This window comes from Ruegeria sp. K7, from assembly GCF_056531785.1.
The window spans coordinates 167,702-194,493 of record NZ_JBQFMJ010000006.1; the positions used below are offsets into that span (position 1 = coordinate 167,702).

Genomic DNA, 26,792 nt, shown 5'->3' on the forward strand with positions numbered 1-26,792 from the left:
GCCGATTGCGGCCTTAGCCATTTTCCATTTGGTGACGCAGGGCGGTCGACACGATGTCGCGCCATTCGCCCGATTGCTGCATGATTGCCAGACCCTGGTTCAGCGTCTCAAGGATTGCCTCCCCGTCAGGATTGTCCTTGTGGGTCATGATGTTAAGCGACTTGATCGCCGCCAGATTGGGGTTTTCGATGATGCGGTGTTCGTAACCCAGCCGACCGATTGCCTCGACCGCCAGGTGTGCCTCGATGGCGACGATGTCGGCGGTGCCTTCCATGACGGCGTGAAAGCAGTCATCCGGCGAAACCGGACGCATCAACTTGATCGCCGGCTCGTAAAGGCCGACCGTATCCATGTGCGACAGAGACCAGCCTTCGGGGCGGCAGATCGTGGTGCCCGCGAAATCCGCGTAGGTCAGTGTCTGTTCATAGCCCGAACCTTCGCGGGCGAAGAAGGTGTCAACAACCTCGTAGAATGGGTTGGAAAAATTGTAGGTCTCACACCGCGAACGGTCCTTGTCCGAAAGGGCTTCGGCCTCTTCGCAATTGGGGCGCGACCAGGGGAATGTCGCGTCGAACGCCAGCGTCGGCATCAGCAGATCCAGATGCGACGACCAGTCGTTGACGAACTGGATCTTGTAGGATTGCTCGGGCGCGGCCCGCAGCATCGCGGTTTCGACCAGATAGGTATATAGCCCGCGGTTCGGCAGCGCCTCATCCGTGAAGGGTGCATAATTTCCGCCGGTGATCAGCAAAATCTGGCGATCCCGAACCTCGGGCTGCTTATTGTCGCCAGCGTTGCGGATCAGCGCTGCAGCTTCGGCGCGAGCGGCTTCAATTTCTTCTTTGGCCGCTGCTTTGGCCTCGATCACAGCGTCTTCGCTGGCCTTCTTGGCCTCGGCTTCGGCTGCTGCAACGCGGGCTTCGGAGTCGGCAATGGCTTTTTCGGCCCGCTCTTCTGCGGCTTTCACCAACTCAGCAGCCATTTCCGCGGCGATGCGTCCGGCTTCGGTATCCGGCACTGCTGCCTCGCGTCCGACCTCTTCAAGGCAGGGGAAAGTCAGAATATCGCCGACCCGAATGATGTTCGGGTTCGAGCCGATGACATCCCGGTTCGCGTCGTAGATAAACCGATAGTCTTCAGTCGAATAGACCTGTATCGCTAGTTCCCGCAGGCTGTCGCCTCGCTGAATCTCATAGGTACTGCACGCCTCTTGCGCCGAGGCCGCGCCCGTCGCGGCTGCGAGAGCCAGACTTGATATGATCAGATGGTTTCTCATGGGTCCTGTTGCTTTGCCTGTGTTAGGGTATTGCCGGTTTCACCACGGCGATTGATACGTTGTCCTGATCGGGGTCGTTTTTGGCTTGCAGGGCGCGAAGCAACGCATCCGCCAGATCCTGTGCCAAGGCCTGCGCATTGTCGGTCACGATGGACCGAATTTCCGCGTCGTTGAGGTATTGCAGCCCATCGCTGCCCAATATCAGGATATCAGCGGCTTCCAGCTTCAAAGGCTGTTCAGGGCAATCGACTTTGGGAATAGCGGCCCCCATGACTACTGAAGTCAGTTGATTGCGGTCAGGGTGAGCCTGCGCTTCGGCCAGGGTCAGAGCACCTTCGGCGGCTTGTGCGTCAATCACGGGCGCCATCGAGTGATCCTCATTTATCTGGGTCAGCTGGCCATTCCGGAACAAATAAAGCGGACTGTCACCGATCGAAATCCAGAACGCGCGTTGGCCCAGCAGCAGAAGACCAAGCAGGGTCGAGCCCATGTTGAATCCGTCGCCCTGTTCTTCGCTGTGGTTGGCGATAGCGGCATTGGCCTGCATGGCGGCCAGAGGCAGGGCGTCGATCAGGTTAGCTTCGCTTGGAGTGTCCGTCTCAAGCTCGGCGTCCAGTGCCCCGCGCCAGGCGGCGATCACCAACTCCGAAGCTATTTCACCTGCAGCGTGACCGCCCATTCCGTCGGCCACAATCACGTAACCTGCGTTGCACGCGTCAAACATGCGCGATGCAATCGCATCTTCCTGCGTGTCGCGCTGACCCTGATCCAGGATCAGTGCAATATCATATGCCGGGGTCGCCAGCATCTATCAGGAATCCCGCCAGTCAAAGCCGTCATCACAGAAGGCGGCGAAGCGGATCGAAGTTTCGCTGATCCGGATCAGGTCGCCGCTGGACAGAGCCACAGTGCTGAGCACCGGCTTGCCGTTCAGGCGCACAAGATTGGCCTTGCCGCCGTGCCCCAAGTAGCATTTGCGATCTTCGGGGTCATAGGCGATCACGGCGTGGTTGCTGCGCGAAATGCCTGTGTCGCCGAAGTCCAGCTGAATGGCCTGATCGTCATTGCGGCCGATCTGCATCAAGCCTTCGGTCAGCGTGCTGCACGCGCCACGACCCGGGCCGGACGTGACAACCAGCCAGCCAACAGGAAAGGTCTCCTGTGCAGCTTCGGACTTGGCGACCGGTTCGGCCGTTTCCATCAGATCCTGCACATGTGTGTCGGCACGCTCAAACCCCAGGAAGGTTGTCTTCACGCGGCTGCGGCGATCATCGGCGGCAACGGGCGCTGCCGGGGTTTCCTCGACCTCCGGGGCCTGTGCAACTTCCGTTTCAGGCACCTGGACGATTTCCGGTTCGGCGACCTGCATCACTTGAGGTTCGTGTGACTGCACGGCTTCCGGCTCCGGCTGAATTTCCGGCTCTTCAGGGTCTTCGATTACTTCAACTGCGGCTTCGTCGGCCTCAGGGGTTTCTTCAACCGCCTCAACTTCGGTAACTTCAGTCGTCAAGTGCAGAGTTACAACTTGATCGTCCTGTGCCTCTTCGGGTTGTGGAGCTTCCGGTTCTGCGACCGCGTCCTGCGCTTCGCCATCCGAGGAGTCCACTTCAGTTTCGCCTTCAGCGAAATCTGGCATCTTTTCTTCAGGGATCAGTTCATCGGCTTCTTCATAGCTTTCGGCCGAGAGGTTTCCACCGCCCAACGCCGCGCGCAGTGCGTTGAAGTCCGCGATCGGCTGCTTGTTTTCCGGGCTTTCTTCCGCCGGGGCGGCAACGTCTTCGGTTTCGGTTTCTCTTGCTTTGCCGGCACCTTCGAGAAGCCGGCTGAGAGGGCTTTTATATTTGAACATGGTGTCGACACCTTTGACTTTGGGCACAGGACGACTGTCCCGCGCGGCTGCTACTCACCTCCGCGCAACATGCGCAGCGGCACCTACGATTTGAGAAACCAGAGAACTAACTTTACTTTCCGCGACGGGCCGGTTCCCGTCAGGGTTGCGGATTTGGCCCGCGACCCTCAGCAAACACACACTGGCAGATCACATTTAGAACTGTCCGATCACTCCCTCGCCAAAGGCATGGTGGCAGACGTGTCCGCACCGTTGCGCAACACAGTCAGCCGTGCCTGGGGCTGATTTTCCGAGACCAGATCGGCCAGTACAGCATCCAGGCTTTCCGGGCCGTCAATGGCCAGACCGGTATGCGTTTCATTCCGCAGAATATCCCCTTGCCGAAGACCGCCTGCTTCACCTGCAGGGGCACTGGTGACAACCGTCTGCCAGCCGTCACCGTTGTGACGGATATCAAAGGCAAACCCATTCTCCAGCCCGAGCTTGCGATGAGCAGGCAACGCCAGCAATCCGTTCTGAGCGCGGGTCTTGCCCAATGGGCGATAGCGTGCAGATACGCGGATATAGCCGTCCGGATCGACCTTTAGGTCATCCAGAACTTGCGCGGCAAACGTCACATCCGAGCGCACTGGGTTGCCATTCAGTGTGAAAATCGCGGCACCGCGCTGGACCCATTCACCGATGACGCCCATGTCAAGCGACGGATCAACCTCGGTAACGGCGATCACGTTACCGGTTGAGGCGCGGCGTTTGGCGGTCGCAAAAGGAATTTCTACGTCCCAATGAGCGAATGCAACTTGCGTTTCAGCGAGGTTAACCGGTGCCGCCGGGGCCGCGGGTGTTTCTGTTTCCGCTGTTCCCTCGGCGGTCTTTGCTTCGGCCTCGTTCAGGGCCGCCGGTTTGGCCTGTGTCTGCTCGACAGGCTGCTCCTGGGGGTCTTCTTCCTGTATGGTGACGGGTTCGGCAGGTGTGACAACTGCTGTTTCCGTTTCGGTCTGAACGGTCTCGACTGCGGTGGTGTCTGCACTGACCGGCACCGCAACCTCTGGGGGTTCTTCGACTGGGGCGGCTGCAACTTCGGTCTTTTCTTCGGCGGGTTCCGCGGCAATTACCGCAGGTTCCGCCGTTTCGGCCGCAGGTTTGGCTGTTTCCGTGGTGCTGGAGATATCGGTGCCTTTGTTGCTCTCCATAAAGATGTAACCACCTGCCGCAAGTGCTGCGACTACGGCAAGGCCGGCAATCATTTTGCCGCTGCCGCCTGACCGGTTTTGTACAACGGTGTCTACCGCAACCGGCTCGTCGGCCTTGGGCGCGAATTTGGCCAGATCTTTGTCATCGTCATTGCCGATGACGATGTCCTGGTTGCCCGCGAGCAGGGCGGTAACCACCGCCTCGGCATTTTCGCTTTCGGCCTTGATGCGGGCTTTTTCTTCCTCGTCATCTTTGCGGTCCATGCCGACGATGACCGACACAGGGCGATAGGCAAAGCTGTCGAACATCACGCTCGGGCCACGGAACATCCGCAACCACTCCAGCGCGTTTTGCAACCGGTCCGTGGCGTGAACTTCCATCGCCTTGTCAATCGCTTCCAGAAATCCCTCGGGATAACCTTCAAATTGCCCTGACAACGGAGTGTAAGGGTCATCCTGGCTGCTGTTGAAGGCGTTCAGGCGGGTCTGGCCATCTATGGGGCGTTCGCCACTGATCGCGTGGTACAGGGTCGCCGCAAGAACATACAGGTCGCTGCTTGGGCCTTGCTCGGCCCCGCGCACATAGAATTCGTGGGGGGAATAGCCGTCCTTGATCACGCGAAGCGTCAGAAGAGCCGCGCTCTGATGTGCTGCCTGTTCCCGGGCCGCACCAAAATCGATCAGAACAGGATCGCCGTTTTCGTCGATAAGAATGTTGTCGGGCGAGATGTCACGATGCAACATGCCGCTTTGGTGAATGAAGGACACGGCCGACAGCATTTTTTCGGTGACCTGAACGATAAAGTCGGGCCCGCCATCGTTTTCCGGGTTCTCGACGTAGTCCAGCAGGTCGCAACCCCGGATCAGGTCCATGGCGATATACGCGGTGTCATTGTCTTCGAACACCTGATGCACATCGACGATATTGGGGTGGACAAGCCGCGCGTGGTTGCGGGCTTCCTGAATGAACAGGTCGATGATCGCGCGCAGATCTTCCTGATATGAAGGGTCGTTGGGTTCCACCAGATCGCCATTCCGGCGGCAAAGGGCACCGGGATAGCATTCCTTGATCACCACATCGCGCTCCAGGCTGTCGCGCGCCAGATAGGTGATCCCAAATCCGCCGTTGCTGAGATAGCGAAGGATTTCATACTGACCGCGCAACAGCTTTGCGCCCGGTTCTAATCCTTCAATTTTCGGTTCGTCGTGCGATGCACCGACTGCCTGGTTGCGGCTCATTCTTTCCACCCGTTCTAAACTTTGCGGCGTAATGACAACCGGGCAAATGGCCCTCGAACTCACAACCAGAAACAACCGCAGAACACTTGAGAACGGTTAGACGTTTCAAATTTGACTTTATTGGGGCCACCTGATGGCTTCACTAAGGATCGTTTTTGATCAAAAACTACATACAGTAACAGAGGCGGGTGTTGTGGCTATATGTTGTGTTCCAGCTCGTCAAGCGTGTGAACTGATCGTCCGCTAAACGCTCTTGGTCCACGAATTAGAAACAATAAAAGCCCGATTCTGCCGAGCTCGATTCGCGATATCCAAGATCAATTTTAAAGAGAAAATTGTCAGGTGCCGGTTTTCGGTTGTGGTGAGGAAACCTTGCTTCCGGCCCAGGCCAGGTTGTCGCCCAGCTGCGCCAAGATGCTGATCGCGTCCTTGAGCGGCGCATCGCCACTTTCGAACTGAAGCAACAGCAGCAGGTCAGTGGCCTTTTCGAACTCACCCGGTATCCAGTCTGCCTCGGGGTCGATTTCGTCCCCCTGTTCCAGACGTTCGGCGAAGTCTTCGACGATATCCTGGCAGCTTTGAAGGAAGGCTGCGGGTTCGATACTGGACGATTCCCGCAGGTCCTCGTAGATGCTGGTGATTGCGGCCAGCCAGTCTTCCAGGATCGGGTTGTCCAATGGGGGCAGGGCAGTCCCGAGCGCCGTGTGCATGGCCGACGCATCGGCGCTTTCTGACTCCGGCGCCGGTTCCTCACCGGGCAGGCTTTCCAGATAGGGCAGAAATTGTTGCCGCAGGTCGGTGCGAGCGGCCTCCAGATCCTTCAGGCGTCGGTCGGATGCGACTTGCAATACCTGTTCCGCTAAATTTCGCCCGCCGCATGTTTCCCATAGGTCGAAATCGGGCTCGGGCTCTTGCGCCATTGCCTTGACCGCTATCGGTGTGCCGATTGGGACAACCGTACGGAACAGGTCACCTTTTTCCTTGTTCAACCGAGCCAGAACACGATCCAGCGCATCGCGGACCGGCGGCAGATCGGTATGAGTGACGGCCAGCAGGCTGTTTGCCCGCAGTTCTTCCGGAACCCGGGCCCACAGATGACGTTCGGTTTCGCGCCAGGCATTGGTTCCGTTTGTGCACCAGATCGCGCAGTCGACAAACTTCAGAAGGTCCAGCGTTTGCTTGTACGTATCGTCAAGCGCACCAGACCCCGGCAGATCGAACAGTGAGATTTCCTTGAGTGCAGGTGTATTCAGCCCGACTGAGATGAAATCGGGATTGTCCGCAGCCGCCTTCTCAAGCGCTATGCCAGAGTACACCCTTGGCTCTTTATCCCACCACCCGACGGTGGTTTCCGGTGTATCGGCATAGGCAACAATCACCAAGGGCAGTTTCAGATGTTGCGGCCCGGTCGGCAGTATGTCGGCCCCGGCCAGCATGTTGGCCAGACTGGATTTGCCAGCCCCGAACTCGCCCGCGAAACCGATATTGACAGCATTGGACAACCGTTCGGCGTGGGCCAGCGCACGCTCGCGCATTTTGTCCAGCGCCGTATCGGAAGGCAATGCCTCCGTCGCGGTCAGAAAGCGCTCAAGCTGACGCACCTCCTTTTCGGTTCCGGGAAATTCAATCATTCAGCAGCCTCTGCTTGTGTGTTTTCCGCCAAATTCGGCCCGAATACGGAACCCAGTTCATCGGCAATCCGCCGGGCGCGATCATATGCGGTCTGCGCCTGTGTTCTCGCATTTGCCTCTCCGCTACCGGCGCGATGTTCAAGATGTCCGGCCAACAGAGCCATGTAGTGATCCAGAACGGTATTCAGACGTTCCAGTAAATCCCCGCGCGCGGTGTCGACCAGATCATCACCGATCATCTCGAATTCCTGAACGATCATTCGTTCGGCCCTGGATACCACACTATTACGCGATATCAGGCGAGAGAGCCAGTTCACACGCAACTCTACCGTGATTCCGCGTGTCAGGGCGGTTGTGTCCGGCCGGTACCACCGCACGGCACTGGTGTTCATGCGGTTGTCAGCCGGATCATGCCAGCCTGCCAGTGTCCGCAGTGCCGCGTTGCATTGCATGTCGATGGCGTAAAGTTCGCTCAGCATCCGTTGACGGACGACCTGCGTCGCCCCCTGAACCAGTTCCCGCATCCGGTCGCGCAGCGGGGTAAAGTTCAATTCGGTATCGCCGCCCCTGATCAGCAGCGGCGATTGCCCGTTCGGTCCGCGCACCACGCCCGATACGGATTCAGCCACCGTGTCATCCATGACACCTCGCAGATTGGCCAGAACGTCGTCCATATTATTTGTGATTTCGCTGGTTTTTTCGACCACCAAGGCGCGAAGATCGCCCAGCGTCTTGTCGTTTTCATCCGCACTTGAAGTGTCTTTGCCGGAATCGACTTCCAAAGCGCGAAGATGCGCGCCAGAGCGTTCAACCTCGCCCTTGGCGAAACTGTTCAGGTGCTGCCACGCCATGCGCATCTGTTCGTTCCGGGGGCCCTCGGTGAGGGCGCGGGTCACATGCCGGCGCAGATCCGGAAGGCCCGAGGCGATCATGGCCGCAAAGCGCAGGACACCTTCGCGACTGATGGGACCGGGCCCCTGTTTGATCTCCTCAACACCTTTCAGATATTGCTTCATCTGTTCGGGATGGGCTCGCAACCAGGCAAGAACGTGATCGTGATTGATCCCGGTGTCATCTCCGGTGAGGGCATAATGTGCCCATTGGGCACTGCCCATCAAAACGTCGATATCCGAGTTTCTAAGGGCTTTCTCAAGTCCGTCGCGAACATCCGCACGCACTTTCGTGGCATCTTCGGCACCACCGCCCAGTTCGTCCACGCGGTTGATAAACACGACGATCTGGCCCAACTCCAACGCCTGCATCAAACGGAAGAGTTTCAGGTCAGCCCGGGACAGGGCCTGATGCGCCGACAGAACCACAACAAAAAAGTCGGATTCCTTCAGATACTGGCGCGAGATTTCCTCGCGGATCAGCAGCGGGTCGTTGACACCGGGTGTGTCCGTGACGGTCAGCGGGAACGGAAAGTGGCCGATGTCAAAATAGACTTCGGCCTTGCGAGTAATGTCACTGTAGAGGCCCCGGTCAGAACCGGGGTCGTGCGTTTCAGTATCGGTTGGATCATCCCCGGCGCAGACATAGCGCGCCAGATCGTCCGTATTGAGATGTTCCAGATCGTGGTGCTGACCCAGCAGTTGTTCATAGCTTTCGCCCAAACGCAGCCGGGCGCGGGTTTTCATCGCCTCGACCTGTTCCTCGATCATCTCTCGTTTGTAGCTGTCCTCGTCGTCGGGGAACATGTTGCGCAGTTCTTCACCTTCGGCGATCAGCGCCTGCCATTGGCGATTGTCGAAGAAATGAAACTCGGCCCCGTCCGTCCGGCCCGAAGGATGCCCGAAATGCATATCGGTGATTACGGTGGTCCAGGGGTTTACATCCGACGGAAGGAACTCGGCCTGCCCGGTGAAGCCATTGATCAGACGAGACTTACCGGCCTTGATCTGACCGACAAAAGCGATGGAGGGCCTCAGATTTGTAAGGTCTCTGACAATGCGCGAAATGAACTGACGGGTTTCGTCATTGCTCACTTCATTCATGTCTTCTGCGATGCGAATTAACTCGCGACGATTATTTTCACTCATAACATTTTACCTGTTTACTCGTACTCACGGATTGAATTATTCGAAAATTTGATTGTTTTGGGCGCGGTCATTCCTCTGTTCCCTTCAGAGTGGTCCACAGATTGACCGCTGAACCCAGCTTGCGCGCCTCATGCAAGGCGACCGCGAATTGATCACCATGCTGCAGTACCGCCAGACCGGCTCCTTTACCGCCGGACGGACGCATGACAATCAGTTGCGGCTTTTCCGGATCGATAGCCAGATCGGCGTTCCAACCGCTCAAATCCTTCGCAAATTGTGCAAGAAGTTCCTGATCTGGCCCAGCGCTTTGGCCGGGTGCGCAAATACCATCGGATTGCAATTCACGCCCATCTGAGCTTTCCGCCAGAATGCGTCCCAGCGCAAATTTGTCGGCCGCGTCAAAGTATCTTGCCGCCAGCGTAACCGATTGGGGTACGGGCGGTTGCAGGTCCGGTTCGACATCGGGCACAATCGAAACAATTGGTTCGGTTGGAAACTCTATACTCTGGCAGGCAACCTGGATTTCGCTGAGGGTTATCCCAACATCATCTGCTTCCAGCGCGGTATCCGGCTGCAATGACGTCAGTTCCAGCGGGGCAGGGGCAGCGGCAATATCCGACACCAGATGAGCCAGCCTGTCAGTCAAAGCATCCCGCGGTTCGGTTTCAAAATCCGGCACCAAACCGGACCGGACGCGAAAGACATCCGTGACCCTTGAACTGTTGACCTCAATTGCAAGGCAATCCCCATTGGCGGCCGTAAATTCCAGGCGGCGCGGCAATACGGTCCGGCGAATGGCGCGCAATACTTCAGCGCGACGTGTTACGGGCGTGTCGCCCGCCAGCGTCACAGCCGGAGAGAGCCGGGCAACAGATGACCGCCCGATGTCTTCGAGCATGTCAAGTATGTCAGTATCCATCATGTCTTGACCCCCTCAGGTCCAACTAGACTGCAGCCGCCACCGACCCCAGACTCAGATGTGATTTCGCCAGCGCCAACCCGACATTCGCGCTGTTGTGACAGACGTAGCAGACAACATGATCGGGATATTCCCGGGTCCGCAGAAAAATATTGAGCCGATCATTGGAAAACACTGCAATCTCGCCAAAGCCGGAACCGTCTGGGCTTTCTGGTTCTGCCTGCCGCAAAAGCTGCTCAAAGGCCTGTACTCCCCGGCCCTGAAACAGGTTGGCGACAGCAACTGCAAGTGTGTCCAATGCGTCGCCACCTTCCGGGTCAGCGACTTTTGTCCCGAGCAACATCCCGGTTTCCATATCGATATACCCGGCTGCGATGCAGTCGGGTATTGATTCCATTGCAGTGGTCAACGCAGCTTCGATCGACATCTAACACCTGGCAATTCTGTCGAAACTGTCCGTCAGGACAATGTTTCCGGGACTAAAGCACATGCCATTCCGCCCTGCTGTTTTCACTGGTTTTTGCCATTGGGCGCAACGCCTCTTTGGTCTGCTGCTCGTTGTGCTCAACGGCGATCTTGTCAAACTCAGCCAGAAACGCCGTGAATACGTTCTTTAAGCCTTCGGCATCTTCCGGCAGGTCTTCGTCCTTCGCAATCTCGCGCCACATGGCGGATGCGCTGAGCGAGCTTTCCTTAGGCGCCGACATCTGGCCAGCTATCGCATCGATGTTCTCAGATTCGCGGCTTGGCGCTTCGGTATTTCCGCTCGGCATGGACAGAATCTCGGCTTCGGCCGGGCTGAGGTCTTCCGGCTCGGGTTCGTATTCCTGGTCTGACTTGTCCGATTGCTGGGCCAGCAAAGCGGTGATCGACGAGACCGATACCTCAATTCCCTCTTCTTTTTCAGCTTCCTCCTCGACCGAGTCTTCAGGCGCATCCGCTTGATTGTCTTCAGCCGTCGCGATCAGGTTTTCAGACTCTTCCCAATCTTCGGGTTTACTGGTTGCAATCGCCGGGTCGCGGGCCTCTTCATCCAGTTCGTCTTCGTCCAGCAGATCGAACTCGTCTTCATCCGAAGTGGATCTGGCCAGTGCCGTCAGGTCCAGCGGGCCCTCCGACGTTTTGCGGAAAAAGGTCCGTAAATCGTCGTCGTCTACGCCGTCTTTGCTCGAGTCTACGGTATCGGGCACCATCTCAGCCCGCAGTCGCTCGGCCTCAGCCGCGTCAATTCTCGGTCGTTCCGAATCCTCGCCTTGCCGCTCCACACGTGCAGGACGCACTGGAAAGCTGGTGACGACCTTGGGTTCGTCGCTTTCGTCGGCAAGGGGGTTTATCAGCTGGAGGGGCACCGCTTCACTTTCGGGCCGTTTGTCCCCCTCGCCATCAGCCTTACGCGACGGACGCAGCGGCTGAACCCTGGGTTCGTTGGAAAGCGTCTTGTCGATCTGATAACGGGACAGCTGTTCTGCCCGGTTGTCCATAATGTGCTCAGTGATCTCCAGAAAGCTGTCGACCATCTTGCCGCCACCACTGCGCGACCAAAGCTCGGCATCACCGGTTTTGTCCCGTGCCGTAATGGCATCGCGCGCAGAAAACAGGATCGACCTGTTGAACAGATGTCCGGCTTCCCGATTGACCCGTCGCAGCACTTTCTGGCGGTCTTTGACATCAAGTGCATCGACGCGGGTGACCAGCAACAGGGAGTTGTTCTGCAAACGCTCGGGCAGGGATACCCAGGTTGCGCGTTCAGTCTCGCGCCAGGCCTGCGTTGCATGGGTACACCACAGAACGCCATTGGCCTGACCGATTGCGCGCCGCCACACATCGGTCGAAATCTTGGGATCCGAAATGCCCGGGGTATCGATCAGGTCGACAGCTTCCAGAATGTCGGCCTCGAGATAGATGCGAATGAACTGCGCATCATTCACGCCAACACTTTCAAGCTGATCCAGCGTGATACTTTCCGTGCTGCCATCATGCCGTTTTACGAAGGCAGGTTTGTTGCCCCAACTGAACCAGATGGGCGGCAATTGCGTCGCCGTGACCTGTGTCGGCAGTGCCTGCGTGCGCAGGAGAAAATTCATCAGCGTCGATTTCCCGGCGCTGAATTCCCCCATTAGCGCAAAGACCGGCTTGCGGCGGGACCACTGCTCGATGCGTTCCCAGGCCTTAGGTGACACGAAGCGGTTTTGTGAGTCTTTTGTCATATCTCTACTTATGCTGCCTCGTTACTTAGATCTTTAAGGATGCTACCCAGGATTTCGTCCCGCGATTTCTGCAGTTGGATGCCTGCCATCAATGCGGTGTTGCGTCCGGGATCCTGCTCCGCCGTAGCCGAGATGTTCAGCAGGGTCTCATTCTGTTCACGCATGAAATCGGACAGAGTAGCCCTGACGTTTTCCAGAACGGCTGCGATCTGGTTTTCTTCGATATCCTTGGTGATCGAGTTCGCTTCGGAGGCGATCAGGCGGGTGTAATCCGCCGCATAAGCCTCGAATCCTTTGCGGCGTTTCCACCAGCGGCGCCACCAGGTGCTTTGCAAATCAAGCGCAATGGTTCGCCCGATGCCCAATGGCGGCGGGACGCGCGGTACAATCGGGGCTTCGATCTTGAATTCACCCAAATGGTTGCCCAGCAAACTGTGATACAGCGCCTCCACGTCCGTTGCGGCGGTTGCGTAAAGCGCTCCGGCTTCCTTGCGCATGGTTCGGGCGAAGCTGAAATAGGCGGCCTTCTGCAGGGTGCGCAGCCCGGCCGGATCATACTGCCAGGTGCCTTGTTCGCCGTTCTGTTCCAGATGGGAAATCAGGGAATCCGTCGCCCGTTTGACAAAATTTGCCTCAGCCGAGGCCAACCGTTCAAGCACCTTGTCGCGCAGCGACGTGGTCAGGTCAGCGACCTTCTTTTCGTATTCGGCGGCTACGGTGGAAATGGCGTCTTCTGGCGATACTCCGTCCAGATCCCGAACCACTCCTTCGTCACCAGACAGTGTCTTGGCGACGGCCGTGGCCCGAATCTGGCTGGCAATGTTTCGGGCCCGGTGGCGCACACGATCCAGCAGACGGGTGCCCGCGCCTTCGGCAATGCGTTCATTCATGGCCAGCAGAAGGTCAGGCAGACCGGACAACGCCCAGATTTTGTCAAGCGAAGGTGCCTGATCGCCAAATCCGGCCGCCAGATAGAACGTGTTCAACGCCTGTCGAGATTCTTCTGTCAGGATGTCGGGGTTGCCAGTCAGTGCGGCCTCGGCCCACAAAGCGCTTCCAAATACAACGCTGGTGTTTGTGTCGATGTTGTTCTGTTTCAGCGTGTCTTGAATCCGGTCGCGGATTTCCGGAACCTGATTGACGGGATCGGCCAGCTCGTCGATCCGGTTCACGAACAGGATGATCTGACGGTGTTCGAACTGGGCGATGATCCGCATCAGCGCCATATCCATGGTGGTCAGCGCCTGGCTGGCCGCGAGAACCACAATACAGACCTCGGATCCGCGCAAGCTGCGCAAGGTGATCTGTTCGCGCACCATGAAAGTATCGTTCACACCGGGCGTGTCGCAGAGCTTCAGCGAGATCGGGTATTGGGGAATATCCATGAACAGTTCCGCTGATTTGGTGACATCGGCGAACCGCCCCGTTTTTGGGTTAATATCCGGGTCGTCTTCGTCCCCCAGACACACATAGCGCTGGATCAGTTCCTCATCGAAATAGTCGTACTGGTGGCTCTGGCCGAGAATGAGGTCGAAGTGCTTTCCCAACCGCGCTTCGGACTTGGACTTCATCTCGTTGATCTGACGCCGGATATCGTCCATTTCGTCGTCCGCACCAGCCCGGTTGGCCAGTTCGCCTAGCCGGCCGCCGCCAACCATCAGATTGTCCCACTCCTCCTGCTCGAAGAAGGTAAACCTGGACTTGGTGCCGCCCTGCGTACGGGTGTTTATGTTCAGGGTGGTGACAACCGAGGTCCATGGGTTCACATCCGACGGCAGCAGGGCTGGACGGCCCGCAAGGATGTTCACGATCGAGGATTTACCGGCCTTCACCTGCCCGACCAGCGTCACTGACGCAGTAAAGTTCTCCATCCGCGTCTTGAGTGTCGCCAGCCGCGCCGAAGAGCGCGCATCGGCCACTTCCGTCAATTGGTCGATCTGAGCCGTCAGGGACGTCATGGCCGACGTCATAGGTGACAGGGCCTCATTACCTACGGACAGAAGATGTTCGTTGCGCGCCATGGATCAGCCTCCGGTTCCAGTTGCGGCGATTTGCAGGGTTTCCGGCATACGGCCAGAAGGCGCGCGGGTCAGGGTGTCGATCCGGGCAATCAGATCCAGAGCGTTGCCCAGAATTTCGGCTTCGGCGCGCGGAGAAATGTTTTCATATGCTCCGGCATCGGCCAGAACTTCGATCAGACTGAAATGATCACCATTTTCCAGGCGTGCAACCTGGCGTCCAGTGGGAAACCCTTCGGATTTGACGGAAGGCAAAGGCATCCGTGCATTGGCCAGCAGGTAGTGGTCGCCGGAATGGGTTCGCAACGCAATGCCAAATCCCGTGTCAGGGTAATCGCGGTTCAGTGTTTTGAGTTCACCAAGAAAACTTTGACGTGCAAAAACGACAGCGTCTTGCTCGGCAGCGGCGGAGTTCATCATGTCGGTCACGGTAAAGACCCTTGTGCTGGAGTTGAGTGAAACACTGGTACAGCGCAGCAGATGCGCAAAAAGACTCATTAACTCCTGTGCCCAAGAAGAACCCTCAAGGCGGTGTTATTTTGACGCGAATAAGATATTTTAACGTTTGAATTGTGGCGCGAATGTGGTGAGGCGCGCATAAGAATGCCTCAACCCATGGGAGAGTTCGCTTGATTTCCTTCCCGGCAACAAGAAAAAGGACGTCCCGTCGTTCAGGGCGGGTGGTGGGCCCGGCCTGCCTTGAGCGAAAAAATTTCACGAAATTATGCAACTAATAGAATTGAGCTTGAAAGTGGCGCTTCCTAAGATGCCTCCGCACTGGGATCCACATAGGATGTAGACATGCGGCGATCACGATCCGGTCGGGGCTTGGCACTTTCTGCGCACCAAATGACGCCGCCACCTTTCGGTGGGCGGTTCAGACCGCTGGACGAGGGCAAGCTTGCCCAAATTACCAACGCCGCGTTTGATATTCTGGAACGGACAGGAGTGTCGGGTGCGGCCCGTGACATTCGTGATCTGGCGCTGGACAACGGCGCGTTGCAGCGGGCGGACGGGCGTATCACCTTTCCCCGCGCTTTGGTCGAAGAGGTGATTTCTAAGGCCTGCAAGCGGGTCGAACTGCCCGGGTTCATCAAGGATCGCGGGATCGAGATTGGCGGTGGAAAGGTTCATATAGGTACCGGCGGCGCGGCCGTACACATCCTTGATTCCGAAACCAATACATATCGCGACAGCACGCTGAAGGACCTATATGGCCTGATGCGGATCGTCGATTCCTGTGATGCGATTCACTATTCTTTGCGCCCGGTGGTCGCGCGGGATCTGGAAGACCCGTTGACGTTGGATATCAACACCGCCTTTGCGGCAATGAAGGCGACATCAAAGCCCATCGGCACCAGCTTTTTTGACCCGGCGCACGTCGCCCCAGTGATCGAGATGTTTGATCAAGCGTTGGGGGCAGAAGGGGGTTTCGGGAGCCAACCGTTTTGTTTTGCCTCGGTATGTCATGTGGTGCCGCCGTTGACGCCGGCCGAAGAAGCATGTGGTGTCATGCGCGAATGCGTGCGTCTTGGGATGCCGCTCCAGATCTGTTCGGCGGCTCAGGCGGGGGCAACCAGCCCCGCCTCTCTGGCCGGAGCGCTGGCGCAAGGTCTGGCAGAATCGCTGGCGGGTCTGGTGCTGGTCAACATGATGAGGTCCGGCTTTCCCTGCATCCTTGCCTTTCTACCATTCATCTCGGATTTGCGCACCGGGGCCATGACCGGTGGATCGGGTGAAGCCGCAATCGCCAATGCCGCCGCCGCGCAGCTGTTGCTGAGCCTCGGCTTGCCATCGACTGTTTCCGCGGGGATGACCGATGCTAAAACGGCTGACGCGCAGTCAGGATACGAGAAGGGCTATACCATCGCCCTGGCCGCGCAGTCCGGGGCGGACATGATCAACCTTTCGGTCGGCATGCTGGGCTCGATCATGGCCGCCAGCAAAGAGGCGCTGGTGATTGACAACGACATGTGCGGTGCGATCCTGCGGTCGGTTCGCGGGGTCGAGATGTGTGACACCTCGATTGATCTTGACCTGATCGAAGAGGTCGTCACTGGCGACGGGCACTATCTTGGAACCGCTCAAACGCTGAACCTGATGACCCGCGAATATGTCTACCCCTCTCTGGGTGATCGACAAAGCGTCAATGATTGGCTGGAAAGCGGTGCGCAGACAGTATGGGATCGCGCCATCGCCCGCGTTGCCCAGATCGAGGCACAGCCCGCGCCCGACCATCTGCCCGCCAAGGTCGAGGAGGCTTTGCGTGCGCGGCTGCCTATTCGCCTGAAGATTTGAGCACCCCACGCGTCAGCAGAAATCGGGATTGCCGGTAGTGGGCGGACTCGCATTGGTTTTTCTGCTTTGGTGCGCAGAGCTCTGATTGATTGGACCCAGCGGACTTTGCGAAGCAGAAATGCTCGCGCAGATGACTTCATGAACGCCTCATCCGATTGCGCACCTATAGTGCCGATCATCTCAGTAGAGACGAATAAACTCAGCAGGGCCTGTTCAATTGTATCGCTATGTCATTGTTTCTACACGACATTGAACAGGAGTTCGTTCAGCTGACGGTTGCCATGAAAGAATTTGGATCAGTACCTTGATCAGGCGTAATATTGCGAACGGGAATAAACTTTGGCATCGCCTGCAATTCCCTCTCGCACTTGGTTTCAAGCTTTGATATTGACCGCGTCAATCCGGCGCGCAAATGCCGGAATGCGGGTGTGGCGAAATTGGTAGACGCACCAGATTTAGGTTCTGGCGCCGCAAGGCGTGGGGGTTCAAGTCCCTCCACCCGCACCATAATTTTAATAAATCATAATATATATCAAATACTTAGATGAAAGCAGTGGCCACCAGACCCACTAACAGGCCAACCTTAGTCTCACCGTAGTCTGCGGACTAGGGTCAGGACTCGTCCTTGTTTCATAGCCAGAAGATGACCGTGGCGGCGAGAGCGATGGCGGAGATGAATACCTTTGGGCACCTGTCATATCGGGTTGCCACACGCCGCCAATCCTTGAGCCTGTCGAACATAATCTCGATCCGATTGCGTCGTTTGTAGCGGCGTTTGTCATATTTGACGGTGGCCTTGCGTTGCTTCCGGCCAGGGACACATGCGCGTATCCCTTTGTCTTTCAGGGCTTCTCTGAACCAATCGGCGTCGTAACCTCGATCTCCGAGCAGCCAGTCGACATTGGGCAGGCTGCTCAAAAGGGCTTTTGCCCCGATGTAATCGCTCACCTGTCCAGCGGTTACAAACAGGTTCAGTGGGCGGCCTTTACTGTCACAGATGGCGTGCAACTTGGTATTCATACCGCCTTTGGTTCTGCCAATCAGGCGACCGCGTCCCCCTTTTTAACGCCCAAACTGGACGCTGTGCGGTGGGCTTTCAGATAGGTGGCGTCGATCATGATCGTCTTCTCTTCGCCATGCTCAGCGGCCAGACTGACCATAATCTGGGCAAAGATGCCTTTGTCGCTCCATCGTTTCCAACGGTTGTACAGGGTTTTGTGCGGCCCGTATTCCTTGGGCGCATCCCGCCACCGTAAACCATTGCGGTTGATGAAGATAATCCCACTCAACACACGCCGATCATCGACACGAGGTTTGCCGTGGGACTTGGGGAAATAGGGCTCCAGACGCGTCATCTGCGCATCGCTCAGCCAGAAAAGGTCAGACATGTCACCGCTCGTTTTCGAACGGTGAATCATGCCGAAGAACGGAAATCAATGGGTCCTGACCCTAGGCAACCGAACGCCTACGTAGCATATTAACGAACTTCGGTATTAGGCTATTGACTAAAAATTAGAATACCAGCGCGTTGCTGTTTGGATCGCCAGTTGGTTCATGGTCAGCTGCCGTTGTGGCTTGTCGAAGGAAGAAAATGAAGACACGTAAACTAGGCGCAAACGGACCTGAAATCGGTGCCATTGGTTATGGCGCAATGTCGTTCTCAGACATGTATGGACCAACAAATGAGAAAGCTAGCCACGCGATCCTCAATGCGTGTCGTGACCTCGGCGTCACACATCTGGATACGGCCAACGTCTATGGCATGGGTAAATCAGAAAATGCTATCGGGTCCTATCTGAAAGCCAATCCAAGCGCCCGTGAAGAGTTTGTCATTGCGACCAAAGCGACGATTACACGCGACGCCGACGGCAATCGCGTATTCGATAACTCGGCGGAGCATCTGGAGGCCGAGCTGGACAAGTCGCTGCAACGTCTTGGGCTGGACAGCGTTGACCTGTTCTATGCGCACCGCCGCGATCCTCGCCTTACGCCAGAAGAGACTGCGGCCAATCTTGGCCGACTGGTCGAGAAGGGAAAAACCAAAGCAATCGGGCTTTCCGAAGTCGCGCCTACGACGCTGCGCCGCGCGATGCAAACCTTTCCAATCGCCGCCGTCCAATCCGAATACTCATTATCGACCCGGTTTCCCGATCTTGGACTGGTACAGACGTGCGCCGAACTGGGTGTCGCTATGGTAGCGTTTTCGCCTGTCGGGCGGTCGCTACTGACGGACAACCCGATCCCGCGTGAGCGCATCACAAGCCTGCCATTCTTAGCTGGCAACCCGCGCTTTATGGAACCCAACCTGTCTGAAAATCTCCGCATCACAGATGGGTTCCGAAAACTAGCGGCAGAAATGGACACGTCAGCTGCAGGTTTGGCGAATGCTTGGCTCCTGACCCGTGGGCCTCACGTCATACCGATCCCTGGAACGCGGTCTGTAGATCACTTCCGAGAGTGCATCGCAGGTGCGGAGTTGAACCTTACGAATGCCGACCTGGAACGAATAGAAGAAGTTTTGCCAGTCGGCTGGACGCACGGGGACCGCTATTCGGTGGAGCAGTGGATTGGACCAGAAAGATACTGTTAAATGGGTAGTCTGATCAGTCGTAGGTATCGACAATACGATGATCCATACTCCAAAATGCAGTGCGTCGACATTCGAGGCGATAAGTTTGAAACCCCGGCTAAACGTCTGCTTCGTCCCGCACAGCCGTCGTCCGTTCCCTTGTTGGACTGGTCAGGGGCTACTCTACAGGTGACCAAGGTCTGCTTCGAGCCCATTGCGACGGATGCTGCATCGCATACCAACGGCAGCTTTTTGCTAATTGGGACCCAAGAGACTTGTCGGATGACCGGACTGGAAGGCCTCTCAATTGGCCCCAGACAAACGCTCCACAAGCGATACTGTCGTACCGGAGGATATTCTGTGCGTAACTCAAGACACAATTGTCGTCGACGGCTCCACAAAATCGTGCCCGCCGCGTTCGGACATCTAACCGCAGAAAATGATCACAGATGTTATCTTGATCGCCGAAACCGAGACGACGGACGACCAGATCTTGTGAAGTTCTCCTATCGCTCATTTTTCGGGGCTCCTGCTTGGCAGGTTGGTTTGGGCCAGCACTTTCGGGAGGAGTTGAAAATGCTGGCCCGTGCGTTGGCGCTCCCTGTCGGCTTTTTCGCCACCGCTCATGCTGGCTTACTCTGGGAGGAGCGAGAACCAGCATTTTTCGTGTAAGCTTTTGGACCTGAGGGCTCGCTTACCTATTCGTCAGCCATCAATTTTCCGGCATATTCCGGGATCTCAGATCGCGAAATTCCGATCTGAGAGAGTTGGTAATCGCTCATATTTGAAAGCGCAGAGAGCATCCGGGCCAATTTCAGTGCTTTCAAGGCAGCTTTTGCCGTGGATCTGATCCACGCCAAGAAGCTGATTGATAGGGCAATGGCGTGACCACGATCTGTACCAGCCGTTTGGGTGTTAGCAGCCATATGCAGCCTCCATAGCAAGTCTTTTGATGCTACTGCGCGGAATGCCCAAATCTATTAAGTCACGGTCAGATAGCACCGAGAGTTCATAACAAGTTTCGCGATAAACCCTGCGTTTGGCCCGTGCCTTGCGTATCGTGTCCAGCTTTTGATGAAAGAACGTGCGGCCAGCTTCGAAAACGACATCCAGCGCGCTGTTTGATCGAGTAATTGCCATGATATTGCCTCGTCCATTGCTGCAATGCAGTATTTATGCTGCAATGCAGAGATAAGGGCATTTGGTAGCGCTCACAACTCGCCATTTTGGCAAAGGCCCCATGCCATATTGGAACAGCAAAGGTTATGACATGGACATTTCTGCGCAAATGCTAATCTTTGCGACGGTTGTCGAGCAGGGCAGTATTTCTGCGGCTGCAAGATCAATGGGGCAGACCCCATCAGCAGTAAGTAAGCAGATCGGGTTACTTGAAGATCAGGTGCACTACCGCCTTCTGAATCGTACCAGAACGGGTGTTTCTCCAACGCGGGAAGGCCAAGATTTCTATGAAAAATGCAAAGAGATGGCTGACAAATTCAATGAAGCCAAAGCGATGATCCACAGCTTTGACGGTGTCCCACGCGGAGAACTCAGGATCGCATCCACTGTTGCATTCGGTAAGTCCCAACTGATTCCTGCCCTCCCAGAGTTCATGAAAGAGAACCCAGAGGTAGAAATGTCTTTAAATCTGACCGACCGAGAAATTGATCTTCGGAGCGAAGGGTTCGACGCGGCGATCTGCTTTGCGGAACAACGGAAGAATCCAGATATGGTGATTAGGCGCGTTATGCAGAGTCGAAGGGTACTATGTGCCTCACCTGAATACCTTGAGCGTTGTGGAACACCGTCGAATTTTGCCGAACTGGCTGAGCACAATTGCTTGAGAGTTGCTGGGAGAAGCCAACGGAACGCTTGGAACAGCATCGAACCGAACGCAGGCGAAAAGTTTGAAGCAACGGGCAGCTTTGAGGGGAACAGCACCGATGTCGTCTTTAGAGCCGCTCTGGCTGGTATCGGCATCGCACGGCTGCCCTGCTATATGGCAAACAGGAAATTTCTCTCTGGCGAACTTGTCCATGTCATGCCGGAGTATGCACCTCCCAGCACGGATATTGTCGTAATGTTTGCCGAACGGAGGAATCTGGCACCAAAAACGCGCGCGTTTGTGGATTATCTCGCGCGGCGGTTTCGGGATGCCGAAGAGAACCAAAGGAACGGCTAACTACGCATAGAAACGGTCGTAGTTGTCCAAAATATTCCGGTCCCGTCCGCTGTGAGTGGTTAAAATTCCGGCCGACATTGGAAGAGAACTGAAGGGGTACCTCCATCAAAAACCTGGCATTGATCAAAAAACACTACATAGGTCATTTCGGTCACCTAGCTGCCTTCTCCGAACGCGTTATCAATGGCTGATATCAGCGGCATAAAAGTGATATTACGTTTAACCCGCAGATGAGCTGAACACTTAACGATGAATCGCTTCATCTAAAACCGCTTCGACAATATCCGTCCATGGTTTCGAAACCATAAAAACATCCAATAGTAGGGATTGCGGGCCAAGACCTTGTCGCAGAATCTCTAACTGCGACGTTCAAGTTACTGTAGCTTCTAAGGTCTTGGCCAAGATGGGGCGAGGATTTCAACGAAAAGATATCAACGCATGACTGGCTTGGTAGCTTGTACCAATTACTTCAGATAGGTGTTGAACCAATCAATTGTGCGGTCCCAGGCTAGGTTTGCCATTTCCTCATCATAGCGTGGCGTACTGTCGTTATGAAAACCGTGGTTGGCGTTTTCGTATATATATGCCTCGTATACTTTGTCGTTGGCCTGCAGAGCAGCCTCAAAATCCGGCCAGCCTTCGTTGATGCGCTCATCAAGCTCTCCCATTTGAATCAGTAGCGGCGCCTGAATTTTGGCAACATCCTCAGCTGCTGGCTGGCGACCATAGAACGGCACACCTGCGGCCAGTTCTGGGTAGGCCACGGCAATTGCACTGACTACACCGCCGCCATAGCAGAAACCCACTGCGCCGACCTTTCCGGTGCTGTCATCTCGGTTCAACAGGTATTCAAACCCATTGAAGAAATCGTTCATCAACTCGACACGGTCCACTGTCTTTTGCAACTCGCGCCCATCGGCGTCGTTGCCCGGGTAGCCGCCAACCGATGTCAGACCGTCGGGGGCCAACGCCATAAATCCGGCTTTTGCCAACCTGCGCGCCACATCCTCGATGTAAGGATTCAAACCGCGGTTTTCGTGGATCACCAACACCCCAGGTAGGGGCTCTTCAACGCCAGCGGGCCGGACAAGATACCCTCGGACATCACCGGTTCCATTCGGTGAAGGATAGGTGATGTAGTCCGCGTGGATATCGGGATCGTTGAACGACACTTGCTGAGCCATCGCGTAGTTCGGGCTGAGCATGTTCAGCAGCGCGACCGCAGTCACGCCGCCGACCGCGAACTTGCCTGCGCGATCCAGGAATTGGCGCTTGGTAATCTTGCCGTGCGCGTAAAAGTCGTACAGGTCCAGAAGTTCCTGGTCGAAGTCTTTTGCCGTCATGCGGGTCATTATGGATCTCCTAATGAGTTTGGCAGTCTGAAGGGGAGGGTAGTATCCGATCTGAAAGTCTTGATTTGATTGAGCGTCTGGATGGGCTTACTAAGATTCTGCCGGCGACAGTTCCATGTCCGCGTACCGTTCGCGCAGCACGTTCTTTTGAACTTTTCCCATAGTGTTTCGCGGCAATTCCGAGACGAATTCGTAGCGGCGCGGATGTTTGAAGCGCGACAGCTTGTCCCTGATGGTCTCAGCAATCTGATCCGCTTCAAGTTTTACGCTTGGCTCAATAACCAGAGCGGCGATGATTGCTTCGCCAAAATCGTTGTCGGGGACGCCGAAAACCGCCGATTCCAGAACACCGTCGATGTCGTTCAGGATCTCTTCAATTTCTTTGGGATACACGTTGTAACCACCGGTAATGATCAGGTCTTTCGACCGCCCCACAATCGATAGATAGCTGTCCTCGCTGAATTGGCCCAAGTCCCCGGTGATGAAGAACCCGTTCTCTCGTAACTCTTCGGCGGTTTTCTCGGGCATCTGCCAATAGCCTTTGAACACGTTGGGGCCGCGGACTTCGATCATTCCAACTTCGCCCGGGGGAAGTGGTTCTCCGGTTTTCGTATGTGTGACGATCACCTCGATGCCGGGCAGTGCCATGCCAACAGTTCCCGCGCGACGTTCGCCACTATAGGGGTTAGAGGTGTTCATGTTTGTCTCGGTCATGCCATAGCGCTCAAGTATTCGGTGGCCGGTGCGCATTTCGAATGCCTGATGGGTTTCGGCAAGCAGGGGGGCAGAGCCCGAGACGAACAGGCGCATGTTCCCTGTGATCTCTTTTGTGAACCGGTCGTCTGCCAACAGTCTGGTATAGAAAGTGGGAACCCCCATCAAAAGGGTCGACTTGGGCAATTCATCCAGGATGGCGCCGAGGTCGAACTTTTGCATAAGGCGAACTCTGGCACCGGCGAGTAGTGACGTATTCATCGCCACGAAAAGCCCGTGCGTGTGAAAGATCGGCAGCGCGTGAACCAAGCGATCGTCGTTTGTGATACCCCACAGACCAACAAGAGCTTGGGCGTTGGACAATAGGTTTTGATGGCTCAGCATTGCGCCTTTGGAACGGCCTGTGGTGCCTGATGTGTAGAGCAACGCGGCAAGATCGTCCGGAGCGCGATCCACGGTTTCGAATACGCAGGGCTGCGCGTCGGCCTCGCTGCTCAGGCTAGGGTAAACGCCGCCGAGTGTCCGCAGCTTTGCCCCAGACCGAGCCGCCAATTTTCCGACTTCAATTTCGTCTCTGCTATCGCAAACGATCATCGAAGGTTGGGCATCAGAGATGAAATAGTCCAACTCTGCCAAAGTGTAGGCAGTGTTAAGCGGCAGATAGACTGCACCTGCCTGTACCGAAGCGGCGTAGAGGGCAATCGTATCGGCCAACTTGGGCGCTTGCACAACGATGCGATCGCCTGGTGATACGCCGTTGTTTTGCAAAACATGCGCGACCTGCGCGGTGCGCTTCAAAAACGCGTCATAGGACACAATCTGGTCATCGTCGAGTTGCAGGAACGGAGCCTCGTTGCCCTCATGCCGGGCAAACAGGCTGTCGTATAGAGTGTTGGTCACGCTGTATTTTCCCTTGGATTGGTCGCAAGCGCAGCGGTTGAGGCCGCGCGAACAGAACGCGAGGCTTCGATCGTCGCATGTGTCGCGAACTCTTCGTGATGACGTTCTGTTTTGTTTAAATCGTACAGGTAGTTCACCATCGCACCGCCGGATTGTGATCGTCCGTTCGGTGACAAATCGGCTTCGGCATGCAACTCGTGCAACTCGGCACCGTTTCCGAGGTGAAAGCGGGCCACGGGATCCAACGGCATCCCATCCTCGCGCTTGGCGAACAACAGGTACCGGGCGGCCATTGCGCGCAAATCTTGCGGCGAGGTTGTTGCCGCAAGTACGGCCTCGGCGGCGTGGCCGTGCTCAGGATTGTCTGTTTCGCCCTCTAGCCAACGGTTCAGTCCCGGTATCGGCGACAAGGTCACAAATGTATCAAGCCCCTCAAGTTCTCGCGACAGCTCAGTTACAACCTGTTTGATCAACAGATTGCCAAAGCTGATACCGGTTAAACCTTTCTGGCAATTCGAGATAGAGTAGAACGCCGCGACTTTCGCTTGTTCAGTTTCGATCGGTTCCCGATCTTCGGACAAAAGCGCATCGATTGCGTCTGGAACTTCAGCCGTCAGAGCAACTTCGACAAAAATCAGCGGCTCATCTGGCATCGAAGGATGGAAGAATGCAAAGCAACGACGATCCGGCGGGTAGAGCCTGCGTCGCAGATCATCCAGATCGTTGATTTGATGGACCGCTTCGTAGGCAACGATCCTGTCCAAAACGCGGGCAGGGGTATCCCAACTGATTTGTTTGAGGACAAGAAAGCCCCGATTGAACCAACTTCTCAGCAAATGAACGAAATCAATATCTGTTCGTTTGAGCTCGGGGTTGGATTTAAGAAAGCGCAATAGGTCAACGCGCATTGCTACGAGTTCTTGTGTCGCGCCAGATGGTTGGTTCAATCGGCGCAACAACTCTTGCCGTTTGGGTTCCACGACTTCGCTAAGCTTTTGATATAAATTGACACTTCTGTCGTTGGCATAGAGGCTTGCCACTTCGGTAAGCTGATCCGCGTCCAGCTCAAGTTGGTCATTCAAATAGGCGAAAAACTCCAATTTCTCGGGGTCTTCCAAGGTCTGGTAGCGATCAAGAATTGTGGAGGCGAGGGTGAAGCCCGATACTTCGCCTTCGGCGGACAACAAGGCCTCACAAAGCTCTGCAATGGATCGATAGTCATCGTTGCCGCGCTTTTTGCCGGGACGATCGAACAGCTGATTCAGCAGATCGCCCAGAAACCAGTTCCGCTGCATTTCAGGACTCCATCTGACTGCTCAGGTACTCACCCGTTCGGCGGTAGTGGTTGAGCAAGTGCCGGGTCGCGCTGTCTGCATCGTGGTTGAGTGCGGCATCCAGGATTTGCTGGTGTTCGGCAGCGATATCGCGCTTTTTGTAACTGGGCCCTCCCGCCGCCAGATAACGATAGCGAATGTTGAGGTCATAAAGCTGCGAGCAATACCGTAGCAGCAACGGCAGTTTTGCATTTTCCAACAAGGCCATATGAAACACTTTGTGGGCGTCTTCGAAGTCTGGTGCACTTTTTTGACTGGCCTTTTTCATATGGTGATGCCGCAAAACAAGCCTGTCCTCCCAAGCTCCATCTGCATTAGCGATGGAAGCGCGCAGCGCTGTTTCCTCGAGGTTGCATCGGAGCGACAGTATTTCCTCGAAGTTGGATTTGCTGACTGGCGCCGCCCGAAATCCGCGCTGATCAATCCGTTCGACCAGCATGTCAGACGTCAGGAGGCTAAGCGCCTCCCGAACCGGGCTTGCGCCCGTATCCAGAAGGCCACGGAGTTGTTCGATCTTGAGCTTCTGTCCGGGCGGCAACTCGCCTGTGAGGATCATATCGCGCAGCCGTCGATACGCACCATGAGTGGCTGATTTCTCTTTGCCCTCGGTATCAAGCATGACGTCCATATCCGACTTTTCCTCTTTGAATGCGCAATCTTTGAAGTGCTTTTAACTGAGGGCGCTTGTTCCGGTCGATAGACCGACTGTCAGGTTCAGTGAGCCTTCGTTGATCATCCAGCGCCGAAGAACAAAACTGCGCGCACCGCTTTTATGCATCGGGTCGTCCTCGGCTAGATTTCGAGCGGCCTCAAGGCTGTCGGCGCGGTAGATGATCAGGCCCATTCCCTGCATATGCTCACCGGTTTCATCCGACATTGGTCCGGCAAAAGCCAGCTGACCCGAACGTTCAAGCTGCGCCTGATATGCCAGGTGATCAGGAAGTGACGCCTTCACGTCTTCGGGCGCTTTGGCAGGCGTGCTGTGTGCAACGTAAAGCTCCAAAGCAAGTGCGCCGCGGCTCTGTGCTTCTGATTTGTAGTCTGCCCAGGCAACCATCTGCGCCCTCCAATAAAA

The 26,792-nt window shown here is 56.1% G+C and carries 22 protein-coding genes and 1 tRNA gene; 4 read left to right on the top strand and 19 right to left on the bottom strand.

The window, feature by feature from the left end; genetic code table 11:
- Positions 1-13: 13 nt before the first annotated feature.
- The 11 genes from ACR0FE_RS12355 to ACR0FE_RS12405 all read right to left on the bottom strand — a co-directional run bounded on the left by ACR0FE_RS12355 (position 14) and on the right by ACR0FE_RS12405 (position 14,866).
- Positions 14-1,276, bottom strand: coding sequence for a type 2 periplasmic-binding domain-containing protein (locus ACR0FE_RS12355; RefSeq protein WP_480912930.1), 1,263 nt, complete (start codon positions 1,274-1,276; stop codon positions 14-16).
- A gap of 22 nt (positions 1,277-1,298) precedes the next feature.
- A complete protein-coding gene (locus ACR0FE_RS12360) occupies positions 1,299-2,084 on the bottom strand; it encodes a PP2C family protein-serine/threonine phosphatase (RefSeq protein ID WP_480523466.1) in 786 nt (261 codons plus the stop codon).
- A 3-nt stretch (positions 2,085-2,087) separates the two neighbouring features.
- Complete coding sequence (locus ACR0FE_RS12365; RefSeq protein WP_480912932.1) at positions 2,088-3,125, bottom strand: FHA domain-containing protein; 1,038 nt, start codon at positions 3,123-3,125, stop codon at positions 2,088-2,090.
- Between the two features lie 209 nt (positions 3,126-3,334).
- A complete protein-coding gene (locus ACR0FE_RS12370; RefSeq protein ID WP_480912933.1) occupies positions 3,335-5,554 on the bottom strand; it encodes a protein kinase domain-containing protein in 2,220 nt (739 codons plus the stop codon).
- Between the two features lie 338 nt (positions 5,555-5,892).
- A complete protein-coding gene (locus ACR0FE_RS12375) occupies positions 5,893-7,185 on the bottom strand; it encodes a dynamin family protein (RefSeq protein WP_480492012.1) in 1,293 nt (430 codons plus the stop codon).
- Positions 7,182-9,224 (bottom strand): dynamin family protein, encoded by a 2,043-nt coding sequence (locus ACR0FE_RS12380; protein WP_480912935.1) that lies wholly within the window; start codon positions 9,222-9,224, stop codon positions 7,182-7,184. Before ACR0FE_RS12380 ends, ACR0FE_RS12375 begins: the two co-directional genes overlap by 4 nt.
- 67 nt (positions 9,225-9,291) lie before the next feature.
- Positions 9,292-10,146 carry a hypothetical protein gene (locus tag ACR0FE_RS12385; RefSeq protein WP_480912936.1) on the bottom strand — a complete coding sequence of 285 codons (855 nt, stop codon included), beginning with the start codon at positions 10,144-10,146 and terminating at the stop codon, positions 9,292-9,294.
- A 22-nt stretch (positions 10,147-10,168) separates the two neighbouring features.
- Positions 10,169-10,570 carry a hypothetical protein gene (locus tag ACR0FE_RS12390; RefSeq protein ID WP_480912938.1) on the bottom strand — a complete coding sequence of 134 codons (402 nt, stop codon included), beginning with the start codon at positions 10,568-10,570 and terminating at the stop codon, positions 10,169-10,171.
- A 52-nt stretch (positions 10,571-10,622) separates the two neighbouring features.
- The gene (locus ACR0FE_RS12395) at positions 10,623-12,350 is read right to left on the bottom strand and encodes a dynamin family protein (protein WP_480912940.1); all 1,728 of its coding nucleotides are present in this window, start codon (positions 12,348-12,350) and stop codon (positions 10,623-10,625) included.
- An 8-nt stretch (positions 12,351-12,358) separates the two neighbouring features.
- A complete protein-coding gene (locus ACR0FE_RS12400; protein WP_480912942.1) occupies positions 12,359-14,371 on the bottom strand; it encodes a dynamin family protein in 2,013 nt (670 codons plus the stop codon).
- 3 nt (positions 14,372-14,374) lie between these two features.
- Positions 14,375-14,866 (bottom strand): hypothetical protein, encoded by a 492-nt coding sequence (locus ACR0FE_RS12405; RefSeq protein ID WP_480441549.1) that lies wholly within the window; start codon positions 14,864-14,866, stop codon positions 14,375-14,377.
- A gap of 351 nt (positions 14,867-15,217) precedes the next feature.
- Here ACR0FE_RS12405 and ACR0FE_RS12410 point away from each other — a divergent pair, with 351 nt between their 5' ends.
- Both ACR0FE_RS12410 and ACR0FE_RS12415 read left to right on the top strand, forming a co-directional pair.
- Positions 15,218-16,666: a trimethylamine methyltransferase family protein gene (locus ACR0FE_RS12410; RefSeq protein ID WP_480912944.1), complete on the top strand. Its 1,449-nt coding sequence runs from the start codon at positions 15,218-15,220 to the stop codon at positions 16,664-16,666.
- Between the two features lie 422 nt (positions 16,667-17,088).
- Positions 17,089-17,173: transfer RNA gene (locus ACR0FE_RS12415), tRNA-Leu, on the top strand.
- Positions 17,174-17,296: 123 nt separating this feature from the next.
- On the opposite strand, the gene ACR0FE_RS12420 is transcribed toward ACR0FE_RS12415, so the two are convergent.
- Positions 17,297-18,054, bottom strand: a protein-coding gene (locus ACR0FE_RS12420; protein WP_480912946.1) for an IS5 family transposase whose coding sequence is annotated in 2 segments (ribosomal slippage) — positions 17,297-17,730 and positions 17,730-18,054 — 759 coding nt in all. Because the reading frame shifts where the segments join, the coding sequence is not laid out codon by codon here.
- A gap of 203 nt (positions 18,055-18,257) precedes the next feature.
- On the opposite strand from ACR0FE_RS12420, the gene ACR0FE_RS12425 reads away from it, so the two are divergent.
- Positions 18,258-19,256: an aldo/keto reductase gene (locus ACR0FE_RS12425; protein ID WP_170611144.1), complete on the top strand. Its 999-nt coding sequence runs from the start codon at positions 18,258-18,260 to the stop codon at positions 19,254-19,256.
- A gap of 677 nt (positions 19,257-19,933) precedes the next feature.
- On the opposite strand, the gene ACR0FE_RS12430 is transcribed toward ACR0FE_RS12425, so the two are convergent.
- Positions 19,934-20,161, bottom strand: coding sequence for a DUF1127 domain-containing protein (locus ACR0FE_RS12430; protein WP_170611126.1), 228 nt, complete (start codon positions 20,159-20,161; stop codon positions 19,934-19,936).
- On the bottom strand, positions 20,151-20,375 hold the full coding sequence (locus ACR0FE_RS12435) for a DUF1127 domain-containing protein (protein ID WP_170611124.1): 225 nt from the start codon (positions 20,373-20,375) through the stop codon (positions 20,151-20,153). Before ACR0FE_RS12435 ends, ACR0FE_RS12430 begins: the two co-directional genes overlap by 11 nt.
- 100 nt (positions 20,376-20,475) lie before the next feature.
- On the opposite strand from ACR0FE_RS12435, the gene ACR0FE_RS12440 reads away from it, so the two are divergent.
- Positions 20,476-21,417: a LysR family transcriptional regulator gene (locus ACR0FE_RS12440; protein WP_480442350.1), complete on the top strand. Its 942-nt coding sequence runs from the start codon at positions 20,476-20,478 to the stop codon at positions 21,415-21,417.
- 464 nt (positions 21,418-21,881) lie between these two features.
- On the opposite strand, the gene yghX is transcribed toward ACR0FE_RS12440, so the two are convergent.
- From yghX to ACR0FE_RS12465, 5 genes are all read right to left on the bottom strand, one after another.
- Positions 21,882-22,769, bottom strand: a complete 888-nt coding sequence (gene yghX / locus ACR0FE_RS12445) for a YghX family hydrolase (protein ID WP_170611121.1) — start codon at positions 22,767-22,769, stop codon at positions 21,882-21,884.
- 90 nt (positions 22,770-22,859) lie between these two features.
- Entirely contained in the window at positions 22,860-24,383 is a 1,524-nt protein-coding gene (locus ACR0FE_RS12450; RefSeq protein ID WP_170611118.1) for a malonate--CoA ligase, read from the bottom strand.
- Complete coding sequence (locus tag ACR0FE_RS12455; RefSeq protein ID WP_480912950.1) at positions 24,380-25,678, bottom strand: malonyl-CoA decarboxylase; 1,299 nt, start codon at positions 25,676-25,678, stop codon at positions 24,380-24,382. The genes ACR0FE_RS12450 and ACR0FE_RS12455 overlap by 4 nt, the downstream gene beginning before the upstream one ends.
- A gap of 1 nt (position 25,679) precedes the next feature.
- Positions 25,680-26,345 carry a GntR family transcriptional regulator gene (locus tag ACR0FE_RS12460; protein WP_170611112.1) on the bottom strand — a complete coding sequence of 222 codons (666 nt, stop codon included), beginning with the start codon at positions 26,343-26,345 and terminating at the stop codon, positions 25,680-25,682.
- Positions 26,346-26,387: 42 nt separating this feature from the next.
- Positions 26,388-26,774 (bottom strand): YciI family protein, encoded by a 387-nt coding sequence (locus ACR0FE_RS12465; protein WP_171126194.1) that lies wholly within the window; start codon positions 26,772-26,774, stop codon positions 26,388-26,390.
- Between the last annotated feature and the right edge of the window lie 18 nt (positions 26,775-26,792).